A 14439-nucleotide genomic window follows, 5' to 3' on the forward strand; every position below is an offset into this window, starting at 1 on the left:
CTCAGTCTCCTTCGCCGGCGGCGGTCGCCGCGGAATTGGGGGCGAGATAGGCCGGCACGTCCTCCCGATCCGACCGTTTCGGCGGCGCCGCGCCGGTCTCAGGCCCCTTCGCCGCAAGCCGGCCCATGAAGAACACGCCCGCGGTGAAGACGATCGCATAGACGATCATGAAGACGAGGAGGGACACGGCGACGCTCGCGCCGGGGACCGGGGAGACGGAGTCCGCGGTGCGCAACAGACCGAAGACCGTCCAGGGCTGGCGTCCGACCTCCGCCGTCACCCAGCCGGCGAGAACCGCCACGAAGCCCGAGGGCAGCATGAGAACGAGGATACGCTGGAACCATGCCTGCTTCTCCAGCCGGCCGGAATAGGCGTACCAGGCGCCGAGAAGCGACACCGCGATCATGACGAGGCCGATCCCGACCATGATGCGGAAGGCCCAGAAGGTGATGGCGACCGGCGGGCGATCCTCGGCCGGCCAACTCTTCAGCCCCCGTATGGCGCCGTCGAGCGAGCCGGTGACGACCAGGCTGCCGATCTCGGGTATGGCCACCTCGTGGAGGTTGCGCTCCTCCGTCTGCGAGGGCCAGCCGAACAGGACGAGCGGCGCACGCCCCTCATAGCTCTCCCAGTGGCCCTCGATGGCGGCGAGCTTGGAGGGTTGCTCGTGATAGACGGAGATGCCGTGCTCGTGGCCGGCGACGAGCTGCAGCGGCGTGAGGATGGCGAGCAGGCCGAGCCCCATCGCGACCATCAGCCGGACCGGTCGGTCGCGGCGGCCCTTCAGGAGCTGCCAGGCGCCGACGCCGACCACCGCGAAGGCGGTCGTGATATAGGCCGCCAGGACCATGTGGACGAGCCTGTAGGGGAAGGTCGGGCTGAAGACGATCGCCAGCCAGTCCGTCGGATAGAAGATGCCGTCGCGGATCTCGTAGCCCGCGGGCGCCTGCATCCAGCTATTGGCGGCGAGGATCCAGAAGGCGGACATCAGCGTTCCCGCCGCGACGATGCAGGTCGACAGGAAGTGCAGGCCCGGCCCGACGCGGTTGACCCCGAACAGCATGATCCCGAGGAACGAGGCTTCCAGGAAGAAGGCGGTCAGCACCTCGTAGCCAAGGAGCGGGCCCAGAATATTGCCGGTGAGCTCGGAGAACCGGCTCCAGTTGGTGCCGAACTGATAGCTCATCACGACGCCGGAGACGACGCCGAGCCCGAAGGATACCGCGAAGATCTTCAGCCAGAACCGGTAGAGCGCGTAATAGGCGTCGTCGCCGGTCTTCAGCCACAGACCTTCCAGCACGGCGAGGTAGCTCGCCAAACCGATGGTGAAAGAGGGGAAGATGATATGGAACGCTATCGTGAATGCGAATTGCAGACGCGACAGTAGCAAGGCGTCGAAGTCCATCATCCCCTCCCCAGACGGCACGATCCCGCACAAGGTCCCCAAGCTTCGACAATAGACCTTCGCAACGCACAAGAAAACAGTGCAAAGCGGCGAATGGGAAAGGCCGATTAGTGTTCGGCCCGCGATGGACAAGAGGGGGTATGGGCCGGATCGGTCCGGATCTCTCCCCTTGGGGCCCCGGGGCGAGACCTATCGTCATGGGTGACAAAATCCGCCCGGAGAACCATCTCTCCTCCTGCACCCGCCGGCGCCCGTCCCGGACGCCAACGACGCCACCGCAGACAGGAGACCCCCCATGCAGATCGACCTTACCGGCAAGACCGCCATCGTGACAGGCTCCACTCAGGGGATCGGGTTCGCCAGCGCGAAAGGGCTCGCCGAGGCGGGCGCCACAGTGCTCGTCAATGGACGCGGGGAGGAGGCGGTCGACGGCGCCGTCGCTGCGATCAGGCGCGAACGTCCGCAGGCCTCCCTGATCGGTTTCGCGGCCGATCTCGGAACGGCCGAGGGCTGCGCGGCGCTCATCGAGGCCCGGCCGCAATGCGACATCCTGGTCAACAATGTGGGCATCTTCGGCCCGCAGGACTTCTTCGAGACGCCGGATTCGGAATGGACGCGGTTCTTCGAGGTGAATGTCATGTCGGGGGTCAGGCTGTCGCGGGCCTATCTGCCCGGCATGGCGCAGAGCGGTTGGGGCCGCGTCGTGTTCCTGTCGTCGGAATCGGCCCTCAACATCCCCGCCGACATGATCCATTACGGATTCACCAAGACCGCGGTCCTTGCGGTCGCGCGCGGGCTTGCCAAGCGCATGGCCGGAACCGGCGTGACGGTCAACTCGGTGCTGCCCGGTCCGACCCTGTCGGACGGCGTCGCGGCGATGCTCGCCGACGAGGTGGAGGAGACCGGCAAGACGCTGGAGGAGGCCGCGCGGGCGTTTGTCATGGAGCACCGTCCGTCCTCGATCATCCAGCGCGCGGCCAGCGTGGAGGAGGTCGCCAATATGGTGGTCTATGCCTGCTCTCTCCAGGCATCTGCCACGACGGGCGCGGCGCTGCGCGTCGATGGCGGCGTGGTCGACAGCCTGTAGCCTGCGACCGGCTTCAGAAGCCGCCGAACTTCGTCAGAAGCGCGATGACCGGGCGGCGCACCCGCCGTCCGAGCCGCCGATAGGCGGCCCGGATATGCGGGCGCAGATGGCGCAGATAAGCCCGGCAGTAGAGCCGGCCCATGGCGGAGGCCGGAGCCAGGAAATCGAAGACATCGACCGAGCCGTTGCTCCAGCTCTCCTTGTAGCCGTCGCCCGGCACCATGAGATCGAACAGCGCCAAACCGTTCTCGAGGCACCATTTCTGGCTCAGATGCATGTGGAGCCGGGCCGGGGAAAGATCGTGGAGCCGATGGTCGTGGGCGGTCAGATAGGCGAAATGGCCGCCTCTGTAGCGAAGCGCGAGTTCCGCCGCCACGGGCCTGTCGCCGCATCGCAGGACCGGCGCGGCCGCGAGCGGGGCGTCGCCGGTCTCCGCACCCAGATCGCCGAGGAAGGCGTGGAGCCGCGCATTGGCGACGACCGGGCTCATCAGGCCGCGCACGGCCAGCCATCTGCGCTTTTCCGCGATCATCCAACCCACCGTTCCGGCCGAACCGTCCGACAGGTCGTCCATACCGAACCGCACCGGCCCGAGCGTCTCGAGCTTTCGCTGGATGCGCTGCCGCCGCCGGCGCTGCTCCTTGCCGTAGCGTCTGTCATATGCGGCGCCGTCGGCGAAGGCTGAGAGGTCGAGGCAGGGGGCGCATTCGCGCGCGATGGAGGTCGCGCAGCTTGCCGAGAGGAAGGGATAGGCCGTGGCGTCCACGCGCACATGACGCAGGAAGGCGGCGTCGATGCCGAGTTCCGTCCTGGCGATCTGCCAGGCTCTGGACAGCCAGGGAGCGGCGTCGATGTCGGGCGCGACCAGCACGTCGCCATACTGGCCGAACGGATCTGTGAGCCATTTCAGCACCCGGACCGGGCCGTGGCGGGCGATCATGAGCGGCCACAGCATGACCAGCCGGCCGCCGAGCCAGCCGGCAATGAGAGCCGGTTCGGCGGAAGCGGCCTCCGAGAGAAAATGGCGTGCCCAGGCGCCGCACCAGGCGAAACTCTGGAAAACATGATGGGGCCGTGCGGCCGCCGCCTCGAGCGCCTGCCAGTCCTCCTTCAGCGCAAGGAGGGCGCCGGATGTGGCGACGACCTCCAGCCGCGCGCCCTCCGGCAGGTCGGCCGGCTGCCGGTCCACGCATGTCCGCGCGGCAGCGTCATCCGGCCAAGCGACAGACATCTTCCCCCTGACATGTCCTTTTTGCGGCCGGAGCATCGCGGCCGGGCCTTGAGATTTGGTTTCCGTCCGGGGCCTACCGCGACAGCTCCCGCATCGCCTCGTCGAGCCCCTCAAGCGTCAGGGGATACATGCGCTCGCCCATGGCCGCCCCGATCATCTGCGTGGAGGGTGTGTAGCCCCAGTAGCGTTCCGGAGCCGGATTGAGCCAGACCGCCTTCGGAAAGCTCTCCGTCACCCGCTCGAGCCAGACCTGGCCGGCCTCCGGGTTCATGTGCTCCACCGAACCGCCGGGATGGGTGATCTCGAACGGGCTCATCGCCGCGTCGCCCACGAAGATCGCCTTGTAGTCGGACGGATAGGTATGGAGCACGTCCCATGTGTCGATGCGCTCGGTGTGGCGTCGGCGGTTGTTGCGCCACACCGTTTCGTAGAGGCAATTGTGGAAGTAGTAGTATTCCAGATGCTTGAACTCCGTGCGGGCGGCGGAGAACAGCTCCTCGCAGATGCGGATATGCGGGTCCATGGAGCCGCCGACATCGAGGAACAGGAGCACCTTCACCGCATTGTGCCGTTCGGGCACGAATTTCAGGTCGAGATAGCCCTTGCGCACCGTCGCCTGGATCGTGTCGTCGAGATCGAGCTGGTCGGCCGCGCCCTCGCGCGCGAAGCGGCGCAGGCGCTTGAGCGCGACCTTGATGTTGCGCGTGCCGAGCTCGACGGTGTCGTCGAGGTCCTTGAACTCGCGCTTGTCCCACACCTTGATGGCGCGGCGATGCCGGCTCTCGTGCTGGCCGATGCGGATGCCGGCGGGGTTGTAGCCATAGGCGCCGAAGGGCGAGGTGCCCGCCGTGCCGATCCACTTGCTGCCGCCCTGATGGCGCTTGGTCTGCTCCTCCAGCCGGCGCTTCAGCTCCTCCATGATCTTCTCGAACCCGCCGAGCGCCTCCACCATGGCCTTCTCCTCCTCGGTGAGGTAGCGCTCGGTCAGCCGGCGCAGCCACTCCTCCGGGAGTTCGCGGACGTCGTCCTCGCCCGCGACCGTCTCCAGCCCCTCGAAGACCTGTCCGAACACCTGGTCGAAGCGGTCCAGATTGCGCTCGTCCTTCACCAGCGCCGCGCGGGACAGATAGTAGAACTCCTCTACCCGGCGGTCCGTCACGCGCGCGCCGAGCGCCTCCATGAGGGTCAGGTACTCGCGCAGGCTGACCGGAAGCCCGGCCTGCTTGAGCGCGTTGAAGAAAGTGATGAACATGCCGGTCCTCTAAGGGGCTGATCGTCCACATGGAAGGTTTAACGCAGTTGAACCGTGCCGTCATGTCCCGGAAAATGGTCCGCGCCCGGTCGCGCCCCAAAGGTGTGGGCGGGCGGGCGAAGCCGGACCAACCGGCCGTTCGAGGGAGGAACCATGACGAGCAAGACCGAGACCCCCGAGGAGGGCGGGCGCGTGACCGCCATCATGCTTCATGACGACGGTCAGGTGCCGAACAATCCGACCCTGCCACTTGTGATCTGCCGCGGCGTCCTCGATACCGGGAACAGCGCCGATCCGGAAGCGGCGTTCGAGGAGTTGTTCCACCGGAACGGATGGGGACATGGATGGCGCAACGGGATCTTCGACTATCACCATTTCCACTCCACCGCCCATGAGGCGCTCGGCATTGCGCGCGGGCATGCGGAGGTCCAGTTCGGCGGGCCGGACGGGCCGGTCCTGTCGGTCGGGGCGGGCGATGTCGTGGCGATTCCCGCCGGCGTCGGCCATTGCCGCGTCTCCGGTGGGACGGGGCTCAGCGTGATCGGCGCCTATCCGCGCCACCAGCACTGGGATCTCTGGCAGATGGGCGAGGGCAGCCTCGATCTCGCCCGCGAGAATATCGCGTCCGTCCCCCTGCCGGAAACCGATCCGGTATCGGGTGCGTCCGGGCCGGTGACGGAGTTGTGGTCGAAGGCGACCGGCAAGCGGTGAAGCCGAATTCGGCCTAACCCAGCGCCAGCCAGACCACGCCGAGACCCCAGACGCACAGAATGAGGCCGGCGCCGCGGGCCACGGCGTAGCGCTGCGGCACCAGCTTCTCGACCATCACATAGAGCGTGAGGCCGGCGATCCACGCCATGTTCATGACGCCCGCATAGAAGAGCAGCAGCATCAGAACCCAGCAGCAGCCGAGGCAATAGAGGCCGTGATGCAGGCCCATCGCGAAGGCGCCGAGGGTGCCGGGCCGCCAGTGCCGGGCGAAGAAGAACAGGGGTGCGCCGCATCGGCGAAGACATGCGGCCTTGAGCGGGGTGAGCTGGTAGACGCCCGCGGCGACGAGCAGGCTGCCGCCGAGCAGCGCACTCGTGACAGCCATCATGCCCGACAGCGCGCCGGAATAATGCAGCGCCCATTGCGCGGCCACTGCGGCGGTAGAAAAGGCCGCCCATGCCGCGAGATAGCCGAGCCCGAAGACGGTCACGGCCCGCGCCCCGCCATCGGCAGGGGCCCGACGCCGGTTTATGGCGGCAAAGAGCAATATGGCCGGCGCCGCGCCGGGCAGCATCATGGCCGTCATCATCACAGCCCACATGACCCAGACGAGCAGGGCATAGGAGAACGACCACAGGGCCGGCTGCGGCATGGCGGCATGGCCCATGTCCATTCCGGCGCCCATGGCCAGATAGGCCCAGGCGATGGCGGTGGCGAGCACGAGACCGCCCGTGGCGACAGCCGTCTCGCGCCGCAGGCTTGCAAGCACACCCGTGTCGGGTTTCATCGCGGCCGGTTCCCTTCGCAAGAGCCGACGCCGGATCAGCCCTGCGGGCCCGCGCGGGTCATGTCGAGCATCGTCAGATGGCTGTGGCGGTCCGACCAGTCGAGCGGAACGGGACCCGTTCCGTGGGTCGTGCTGCTCGCATATTCCGCCTCATGATACTCGAACCCTTCGGGCAGGCTGACATGCACGGGATGGGGATCGCCGGTGATCGGATTGCGGATCGGCTCGACGCGCGCCTCCACAAGACCCGGTACGGAGAAGTGTCCGGTCCGAGCCTTCAGGTCCATCTCGAAGGATATGGGCAGGAAATGCGGGTCGTGCACCGTGTCGATCACGCTGGCGAACACGCTGAAGACCGTCGCGCCGGGCTCGCTTTCCTCGCCCGACATGATGGTGAGCAGGGCCTCGCGCTGTTTCTCGTCGGCACGTTCGTCGACGATCGGCAGAATCTCGCCCCCGCCCTCGTGGATCGCGCCCGGCCATGCGACGGTTGCGGCCCAGTGCAGGCCGTCGAGCGTCACATCGCCGAAATGTCCCTTGTCCACCCGCATGGCGACCGCGGCACGGCAGTGGCCGCTTGTCGGGCGGGAATTGAACTGGCAGGGACATCCCCAGGCGCAGTTGCATGTCGCAATTTCGGGCCCCCGGAGTAACCAGTCGACAGCCATGGCGTCCTCCCTGACGGCTGCTGTCGCCCCCGGTCCATCGAAGCCTATCACAGATACGCGCCGGACGCGCGGCACAAAGGCCTGTCGGTCGGCCGCCGGTAGCGCCGGGCGTTCAGGCGGCCGTGCCGTTCACATGGGCGCTCGGCTCCAGTGTCGTGCGATGGGCGGGGTCGGTGTCGATGACGGAGCCGACCCGGCCGGCGACGGTCACCTCGCCGCCGAGATTGATGAGCTTGCCGGTCACCATCCCGCGGATGACGGCATGGGCGCCGCGCTCCACGGTGAGGTCGCCGGTGACGGTTCCGTCGAGCTCGAAATGCACCTCCGGCGCAATGCTCGCATTGCCCGATACGGTGCCGAGAAGGCGTGTGCTCTCTTCGAACCGGCGGGGCGCGCTCAGGGTCTCGGTGATCGTTTTCATAAGCGAACCTCCTTTTACCAGTCGGTTACCGGCAAGTTTATCACATCGCGGCAGCCGACCGGAGGGGGTCACTGGGCGGCGGGCCGGGCGGCCGTCTTCTCCTTCAGCGTGCTCGTGAAACGGTCGAGCGCCCGGGATATCTCGTCGCGCGGGATCATGATCTCGACGATGTGGAAATGGCCGGCATCGCCATGGGCCTCCTCCAGCGCGGCGACGAGCTCGGCCCGCGTCGTCACCCGGTGGCCCCGGCCGCCGAGCGACGGTGCCATGTCGGCGAAATGCCAGTCGGCCAGGTCGTTGTAGCGCGTGTCCGACTGGAAGGCCTTGAGCATGCCCCAGGCGCAGTTATTGAAGACCAGAACGATAGGCGTCCAGCCGTTGTGCACGCAGTTGCCGAGCTCCCAGCCGGTCATCTGGAAGGCGCCGTCGCCGACCATGATCAGCGGGCGCCGGCCGCTCGCGGCCTGGAGGCCGAGGCCCGCGGGCACGCCGGGACCCATGGTGGCGTAGTAGCCGGGCGCGACGAGCTCGGTGTAGACGATGTCCATGGCGGTGAACAGGCAGTCGCCCATATCGGCGGAGATCGGCATGCGTCCGTGGCGGTCGAACAGATCGTTCACCGCGCGCGCAATGTCGGAAGGGGCGACGGGATTGCCGTCGCTCGAGGCCCCGCGCGGATAGTCGGGCGTTGCGGGGGTGGGCGCCTTGGCCACCGGCTCGGCGATCGCGATCAGCGCATCGATCAGGGCGTGGAGCGAGACGTCGGGATAGTTGTGATAGGCAAAGCGTACCTCCCGGTCGAAGGCGTGGATGGCGGAGCGCTGGTCGATCTGACGCTTGGACACGCCGAAATTCGTGTCGCACAGGATCACGCCCAGCATGAGGAGCGCGTCGGAGCGTTCCACCGCCCGGCGGATCTCCGGCTCGCCGGCCAGCCCCAGATAGGTGCCGATCAGGGGCGCGTCGCTGTCTGCGAGGATGCCGCGGGCCATGAAGGTTGTCGCGGTGGGCAGCGCAAGGCGCCTGGAGAGCGCGGCGACCTTGTCCTCCAGCCCGTAGCGGCGGACTTCCACGCCGAGCAGCAGTGCCGGGCGCTCGGCCGCCTTGAGGCGCGTCATGATCTCTTGCGCACAGGCCTGCGCAGCCTCGATGTCCGGCGGTGTCTCGGCATAGGCCGGCACCTCGCCGACCTCGGCGTCGACCATGTCGCGCGGCAATTCGATATAGACGGGGCGGGAGCGCTCGCGTGCGGCGGTCAGCACGCGGGCGATCTCTGCCGGCGCGGTGGCCGGGTCGTTGAGGATCGCCTGTGCGCAGGTCACCTCGTTATAGACGAGGCGCTGGGAGTCCAGTCGCTTGACCTGGTGGTGGAGGCCCATGCCGAGCCCCGCCTCGCGCGCGCCGGGCGCGCCGGATATGACGACGAGCGGCGATTTTTCCGCATAGGCCATCGCGACCGGGTTGACCATGTTGAGCGCGCCCGCGCCATAGGTCACCGCAGCGACGCCGAGCTTCGAATTGTAGCGGCCTGCCGCGTCGGCGGCGAAACCGACGCCCGGCTCGTGGCTCAGGCAGTGCAGCGGCAGGACGTTCGATTGTTCAATGACCTTGAAGAAGGGCAGGGCGAAATCGCCGGGTATGCCGAAAATCTCCGAGGCGCCATAGGCCTTCAAGGCCTGAAGCAGCGCGTGGCCAAGCTTCATGGTCGATGCTCCCTTGTGTCCCGTAGCGGCCGTCGGCCAGGGAGCATCAGTCTAGCCCGGCGCAGGCGGGGCGACAAAGGCCCGGCAGGGAATGAAGAGGACGGGCACCCCGGGGAACGGCAGCTTGCCGGGCCGCCGGCGGATCCTCAGGGCGAGGAGAGGGGATGCGCGGTCCCGCTTTGGGCGTCGGTCCCGTCGTCTGTCGCCTGCCGAGCCTGCAGCCGGTCCATCTCCGACCGCAGGCGCCCGTTCTTGGGAAACCGTTGCGTGGCGGCCTCCAGCGTGGCGATGGCCTGCGCGCCATGGCCGAGACGCTCCAGAAGGGTGGCAAAGCGCAGGTGGAGCTCAGGCAGGTTGGGGTTGATCGTCAGCGCTGTCTCCAGGCTGTCATAGGCTTTTTGAAGCTCGCCCTTCTCCGCCAGAATGCCGCCCAGGAGGACGTGGGGCGGTGCGCGGTCGGGATGATAGGTGATGAGCGTGCGGGCAACAGTCTCCGCCTCGTTCAGCCGGCCCAGCCGGCGCTGCAGCGTGCCGAGCCGCATCAGGATCTCGAAATTCGCACGGTCGAGGACGCGCGCGCGCTCGAGGAAACGGACCGCGACGGCGGGCTTGCCGCGTGGTGCGACGGCGTTGGCGAGCCGCAGGTAATAGGCGGGCCAGCCCTTCTTGAGCAGCCTGATCCGCCTCTGGAACCGGCTCGGTGCCAGGCCGAGACGTGCCATCTCGACCATGTCGGCCATGTGATCGCGGGCCGTGAGCAAGCTCCCGACCGTTCCCGCACAATGGGGCGCGGCCACGATCTGCACGGGTGCCCGTGCCGCGATGAGGTGCGCATGGCCGCGCTCGTGCGCGTCGCGCGGGTCGTGGATGACGAAGGCGGTCTCGCAGACATCCTCGCCGGCAATGGCCATGCCTGTATGGAGTTCCGGATCGAAATGCCCCTCGTAGCGCCGGTCGCACGCGCCGACATCGTCGGGCGCGATGGAGAAATGGGGCGAGAGGCCGATGGCGAGCGTGGCGCCGAGAATGCGGCTGTATTTGAGCGCGGCATAGCCGCCGGCCCCCTCGCCGAGGCAGATGACCTCGTCATGGCGTCCGGCGATCTCGACGAGATAGTCGAGATATCTCTCCATTTCGAGACGCGGATACCAGTCCGGCCCCTTGGCGACGATGCCGATGCGCGTGAAGGCCTTGGCGACCGAGGGTGTCTCGCCGAAGAAGCTGTCCGTCTGCCTGAAACCGTTGTCGGCGAAGGTGATCAGCAGTGGCCCCGTGCGGGCCCTGCGGTAGAAGATGCGTAGGCGGTCGGTTTCGATAATGGGGCTGACCATCGGTCCGGTCCCTCCGCTGCCGTCCAATGCAGGAAATACAACTTTAACAGAATGGTAAAGTTAAATGCAATTATTACATGCACGCCAATGCAGCGTCTGCCGATCCGCGCCGCATCGGCAGAGTGCTTGCGGCTAAGGCCAGGGGCGTTGCAGCACGATGTCGTTTCGGAGAACGTTCCGCCTTGCGGGAACCGCTCAGTACCACAGGCCCATGCGGCTCACATGGAAACGCGGCCGGCGCACGACCGGTACGATGGAGGGGCCGACCTCGGGTTTCTCGCCGGGCAGGGGGATATGCGGGGTCTGGTCGCGGCGCAGCGCCAGGATGCGCTTCACGCGATCCTGCGTCTTGGGATGGGAGCGCAGGAGCGAGGGGTCGGGCAGCCGGCCGCCGGGCAGGAACAGCGCCTCCCACATCGCGCCCTGCTTGCGCTCGAGCGCCATGAGCGCGGCGGCGAGCCCTTCCGGATCGCCCGTCAGGCTCACGGCGTCGAGGTCGGCGTCGTATTCGCGCGCCCGCGACAGGGCGAGCTGCAGGAGGCCACCGATTGTCGGGGCGAAGATCAGCAGCACAATGCCGATCCACGGCACCTGGCCGCCCGCCTCCAGTATGGCCGGCAGGTAGAAGGCCAGCGTCAAGAGGCCGACCGTCGCCATGATGCTCGTGATCCGGTTCACGATGTCGGCGAGCGCCATGACCTTCAGGTCGCCATTGCGGATATGGCTGACCTCGTGGGCAAGGACGCCGGCGAGCTGGCGCATGGTGAGCCCGCGCAGGAGCCCGTCGGTGACCGCGATGGCGCTGTCCTGCGGCATGCCCACCGCGAAGGCGTTCATCATGCGGCTCGGCACATAGTAGAGCATGGGGACCGTCGGCAGGTCGGCGCGCGCGGTGATCGCGCGCAGCACATGGTAGCCGTCGGGGAATTCCTGCTGGGTGATCGGCCGGGCCCGGTAGAGGTTGAGGACCAGCTTCGGCGAGATGCGCGTCGCCGACCACAGGCCCACCGCACCGAGGGCCAGCGCCCAGACGAGCCCCACGACGCCGAAGACCAGCCAGGCCACGACGGCCATGAAGCCCACGCTGCCGCCGGCCAGAAGCCAGCTATGCATCCTGTTGCGCCATTTGGAGCGCGTCTGCTCGACGCTATCGAGGGACGGGAACGTCATGGCTCAAAGATAGGCGCGGCGGGTGCGAATTTACAGACGGCCGCCGCCATCCTGCGGCCGCCGCTCGGTACCGTCGTCGGCGGCTTCGGCCTGCGGCGCGCCGGTGGACCGGGTGAGACGGGCGGCGATGGCGGACAGGCGCGGCTTCTCCAGCGTTTCGAAGGGCAGGGGACGGACGAGATCGAGCGCGGCAAGGCCGATCCGGGCGGTCATGATGCCGTTGACCGTGCCCTCGCCGATGCGCGCCGACAGCCGCCCGGCGATGCCGCGCCCCACGACATGCTGGATGAGCGTGTCCGACAGCGCCACGCCGCCCGTCACGGCGAGATGGGTCACGACCATCCGGGCGAGCTTCAGCGTGCCGAGCGAGCCCGGGCGCCCGCCATAGAGCGCGGCGAGCCGGCGCAGGAGCGTGAGGTTCTGCGCGGCCACGAACAGGAGGTCGAGGGCGGCGGCGGGCGTCAGCGCGGTCAGGAGCGAGATGCGCTTGGCGGCGGCGGCGATCAGCCGGCCGGCCTCCGCATCGAGCTCTCCCATCAACTCGCGTTCGGCAAGCCGCACCCGGTCGGCGGGGTCGATGATCTCGCCTTCGAAGCGCTTGAGCCGGCCGAGCGCCCAGGCCATGTCGCGGCGATGGCCGTAAAGCCCGCTCAGCGCACGGACCGTCTCGTCCGCGCCGGCGCTGTCGTCATGGCGCAGCGTGCGCTCCGCCGTCTCCCGGATCGACCCGATGCGCGACAGCCGCATGAGGGCCGCGGCCTCCTTCACGATCAGGGCGAGCGCCGCGATCCCGGCAATCCCGGCAAGGCCGAGCGCCGTCCAGCCGAGCCAGTCCTCGCGCGCGAAGAGCTGTTCGACCATCTGCGTGACGCTCATGGTGACCGCAATCGCCACGAGCGCGGTGACCGAGGAGGCGAGCAGCGCGCCCCAGCGCAGGCCCCTGCGTCCGGGCAGGTGATGGGCGGGCTCGCCGTCGCCCGATCCGGCCTCGTCGGGCAGGTCGAGCGTGGTTTCCTCGCGGGGCGGGGCCTCGAAGGCGCGCGGCGCGCGCTCGCGGCGCGTGGTGTTCGGATCGGTCATGCCAGCCTGTCCGCAAGCAGGAAATTGAGGGCCCGGTCGAGCCGGATATGGGGGAAGCTCGCGCCGTCGCCGGGGCCGGCGGCCTCGAACCAGGGCGGCCGGAAACGAACGAAATGGACAGTGTCGCGCGCGGCGCCGGCAAGGGCGGCCTGCGGGTCGTCCGGCAGGTCGCCGGGGAAGATCGCCATCTCGCGGCTGCCATCGAAGGTTTCCCCGCCGATCGTCTCGCCCGCCTCGGGCACGCCGACGATGCAGGGCAGGGCGTCGCCGTTCTGGCGGACCGTCGTCTCGCGTGTCGCCCGGATGGCGGCGAGTGCCATCACCTCCACCGCGGAGCCGGCGAACTCGGCGCGCTCGAGGGCCGTCTCGATCATCGCGCGGGTGATGGTTTCCAGCCGGTCGTGGCTCGTGTGGTGCAGCCGGTCGGCCTTGGTGGCGGCGAAGAGGATGCGGTCGATCCGTCGGCCGGTGAGGCTCGCGGCCCAGCTCGCCGGGCCGTGTCGGAAACAGGAGAGCACGTCGCCGAGCGCGCGCCCCAGATCCTGCAGCGCCTCCGGACCGGCATTGAGCGCGGTCAGCGCGTCGACGAGCACGATCTGCCGGTCGAGGCGGGCGAAGTGGTCGCGGAAGAAGGGACGCACCACATGGCGCACATAGGCGTCGTAGCGCCTGGCCATCATGGCCCAGAGCGAGCCCTTGGGCGCCGTCTCGCCCTCGGGTACGGGCAGCGGCGCGAAGGTGAGGAGCGGCGAGCCGGCGAGGTCGCCGGGCATCAGGAACCGTCCGGGCGGCAGGGCGGAGAATGAGGCGCCGGCATCGCGGCAGGCGGAGAGATAGGCGCGGAACAGCTCCGCATCCTTTACCGCGTCGGTCTCCGGGGCCGGCTCCTTCGGCCTCAGCGTGGCGAGGTGGCGGTGCCAGTCCCGTGCGAGCGGCGCGCAGCGCGCGCTGCGGCTCGCCTCCAGCATGGTGCGCGACCATTCCTCGTAGCTGCGCGTCATCAGGGGCAGGTCGAGCAGCCATTCGCCGGGATAGTCCACAATGTCGATGGACAGCCGTCCGCTGCCGATATTGCGCGCCACGAACCCCTCCGGCTCGTAGTCGAGCGTCAGGCGCATCTGGCTCATGCGGTGCGTGCTCTCCGGCCAGCGGCGATCCTCGCCGATCAGGGCCTCCACATGGTCCTCATAGGCGAAGCGCGGCACGGTATCGTCGGGCTGCGGCTCCAGGAAGGCGCGCCGGATGCGTCCTTCCGCCGCCGGGTCGAACAGCGCGAGGCGACCGCCGTGCACGATATTGTGGACGAGCGCCGTGATGAACACGGTCTTGCCCGCGCGCGACAGCCCGGTGACGCCGAGCCTGAGCGCCGGGTTTCCGAGCGCGCCGGCATAGTCGGCGATCTCCGACATCGCGATCCGGGTACGGTCGAGGACGGTGGTCAGCGACATGGGTTCCATGCTTTCGGCAAAGCCCTTTCCGCAACGCCTGAAGGGGCCGGCGGGCATGTCGGCCCGGTTCGGCGCCGCGGACCTTCCCTGCGGTTTCCGGAGAGGAGATGGCACGAAAAAGGCATTTTCCGTCTCGACCCGTCGG

13 protein-coding genes are annotated in these 14439 nt (G+C 68.2%); 2 read left to right on the forward strand and 11 right to left on the reverse strand.

The window, feature by feature from the left end:
- Window position 1: 1 nt before the first annotated feature.
- Window positions 2-1405, reverse strand: a complete 1404-nt coding sequence (locus HW532_RS21725; RefSeq protein WP_213162448.1) for a cytochrome ubiquinol oxidase subunit I — start codon at window positions 1403-1405, stop codon at window positions 2-4.
- A 295-nt stretch (window positions 1406-1700) separates the two neighbouring features.
- Here HW532_RS21725 and HW532_RS21730 point away from each other — a divergent pair, with 295 nt between their 5' ends.
- The gene (locus HW532_RS21730) at window positions 1701-2492 is read left to right on the forward strand and encodes an SDR family NAD(P)-dependent oxidoreductase (protein ID WP_213162449.1); all 792 of its coding nucleotides are present in this window, start codon (window positions 1701-1703) and stop codon (window positions 2490-2492) included.
- A gap of 13 nt (window positions 2493-2505) precedes the next feature.
- Here HW532_RS21730 and HW532_RS21735 read toward each other — a convergent pair whose 3' ends face one another.
- Together HW532_RS21735 and HW532_RS21740 are read right to left on the reverse strand one after the other, a co-directional pair.
- Complete coding sequence (locus HW532_RS21735) at window positions 2506-3681, reverse strand: GNAT family N-acetyltransferase (RefSeq protein ID WP_213162450.1); 1176 nt, start codon at window positions 3679-3681, stop codon at window positions 2506-2508.
- A gap of 115 nt (window positions 3682-3796) precedes the next feature.
- Complete coding sequence (locus HW532_RS21740; protein WP_213162451.1) at window positions 3797-4975, reverse strand: vWA domain-containing protein; 1179 nt, start codon at window positions 4973-4975, stop codon at window positions 3797-3799.
- A 153-nt stretch (window positions 4976-5128) separates the two neighbouring features.
- Between HW532_RS21740 and HW532_RS21745 the strand changes: the two genes are divergently transcribed.
- Window positions 5129-5686 (forward strand): cupin, encoded by a 558-nt coding sequence (locus HW532_RS21745; RefSeq protein WP_246479348.1) that lies wholly within the window; start codon window positions 5129-5131, stop codon window positions 5684-5686.
- A 13-nt stretch (window positions 5687-5699) separates the two neighbouring features.
- Here the strand turns inward: HW532_RS21745 and HW532_RS21750 are convergent, their stop codons facing one another.
- The 8 genes from HW532_RS21750 to HW532_RS21785 all read right to left on the reverse strand — a co-directional run bounded on the left by HW532_RS21750 (window position 5700) and on the right by HW532_RS21785 (window position 14294).
- Complete coding sequence (locus HW532_RS21750) at window positions 5700-6473, reverse strand: DUF2182 domain-containing protein (protein WP_213162452.1); 774 nt, start codon at window positions 6471-6473, stop codon at window positions 5700-5702.
- Window positions 6474-6508: 35 nt separating this feature from the next.
- On the reverse strand, window positions 6509-7141 hold the full coding sequence (locus HW532_RS21755; protein ID WP_213162453.1) for a DUF1326 domain-containing protein: 633 nt from the start codon (window positions 7139-7141) through the stop codon (window positions 6509-6511).
- Between the two features lie 112 nt (window positions 7142-7253).
- The gene (locus HW532_RS21760; protein WP_246479349.1) at window positions 7254-7562 is read right to left on the reverse strand and encodes a bactofilin family protein; all 309 of its coding nucleotides are present in this window, start codon (window positions 7560-7562) and stop codon (window positions 7254-7256) included.
- A 68-nt stretch (window positions 7563-7630) separates the two neighbouring features.
- The gene (ipdC, locus tag HW532_RS21765; protein WP_213162454.1) at window positions 7631-9265 is read right to left on the reverse strand and encodes an indolepyruvate/phenylpyruvate decarboxylase; all 1635 of its coding nucleotides are present in this window, start codon (window positions 9263-9265) and stop codon (window positions 7631-7633) included.
- Between the two features lie 146 nt (window positions 9266-9411).
- Window positions 9412-10596 carry a tetratricopeptide repeat protein gene (locus HW532_RS21770; protein ID WP_213162455.1) on the reverse strand — a complete coding sequence of 395 codons (1185 nt, stop codon included), beginning with the start codon at window positions 10594-10596 and terminating at the stop codon, window positions 9412-9414.
- A 195-nt stretch (window positions 10597-10791) separates the two neighbouring features.
- Window positions 10792-11766 (reverse strand): zinc metalloprotease HtpX, encoded by a 975-nt coding sequence (locus tag HW532_RS21775; protein WP_213162456.1) that lies wholly within the window; start codon window positions 11764-11766, stop codon window positions 10792-10794.
- Between the two features lie 30 nt (window positions 11767-11796).
- Entirely contained in the window at window positions 11797-12846 is a 1050-nt protein-coding gene (locus HW532_RS21780) for a YcjF family protein (protein ID WP_213162457.1), read from the reverse strand.
- Window positions 12843-14294, reverse strand: coding sequence for a YcjX family GTP-binding protein (locus HW532_RS21785; RefSeq protein WP_425491905.1), 1452 nt, complete (start codon window positions 14292-14294; stop codon window positions 12843-12845). The genes HW532_RS21780 and HW532_RS21785 overlap by 4 nt, the downstream gene beginning before the upstream one ends.
- Window positions 14295-14439: the final 145 nt, after the last annotated feature.

This window comes from Kaustia mangrovi (genome assembly GCF_015482775.1).
Taxonomy (GTDB): Bacteria; Pseudomonadota; Alphaproteobacteria; order Rhizobiales; family Im1; genus Kaustia; species Kaustia mangrovi.

Coding starts and splice junctions, on each gene's coding strand:
- HW532_RS21780 (WP_213162457.1), bottom strand. CDS start 12,846: ATGACCGATCCGAACACCACGCGCCGCGAGCGCGCGCCGCGCGCCTTC.
- HW532_RS21760 (WP_246479349.1), bottom strand. CDS start 7,562: ATGAAAACGATCACCGAGACCCTGAGCGCGCCCCGCCGGTTCGAAGAG.
- HW532_RS21785 (WP_425491905.1), bottom strand. CDS start 14,294: ATGTCGCTGACCACCGTCCTCGACCGTACCCGGATCGCGATGTCGGAG.
- HW532_RS21745 (WP_246479348.1), top strand. CDS start 5,129: ATGACGAGCAAGACCGAGACCCCCGAGGAGGGCGGGCGCGTGACCGCC.
- HW532_RS21775 (WP_213162456.1), bottom strand. CDS start 11,766: ATGACGTTCCCGTCCCTCGATAGCGTCGAGCAGACGCGCTCCAAATGG.
- ipdC (WP_213162454.1), bottom strand. CDS start 9,265: ATGAAGCTTGGCCACGCGCTGCTTCAGGCCTTGAAGGCCTATGGCGCC.
- HW532_RS21770 (WP_213162455.1), bottom strand. CDS start 10,596: ATGGTCAGCCCCATTATCGAAACCGACCGCCTACGCATCTTCTACCGC.
- HW532_RS21725 (WP_213162448.1), bottom strand. CDS start 1,405: ATGGACTTCGACGCCTTGCTACTGTCGCGTCTGCAATTCGCATTCACG.
- HW532_RS21750 (WP_213162452.1), bottom strand. CDS start 6,473: ATGAAACCCGACACGGGTGTGCTTGCAAGCCTGCGGCGCGAGACGGCT.
- HW532_RS21755 (WP_213162453.1), bottom strand. CDS start 7,141: ATGGCTGTCGACTGGTTACTCCGGGGGCCCGAAATTGCGACATGCAAC.
- HW532_RS21740 (WP_213162451.1), bottom strand. CDS start 4,975: ATGTTCATCACTTTCTTCAACGCGCTCAAGCAGGCCGGGCTTCCGGTC.
- HW532_RS21730 (WP_213162449.1), top strand. CDS start 1,701: ATGCAGATCGACCTTACCGGCAAGACCGCCATCGTGACAGGCTCCACT.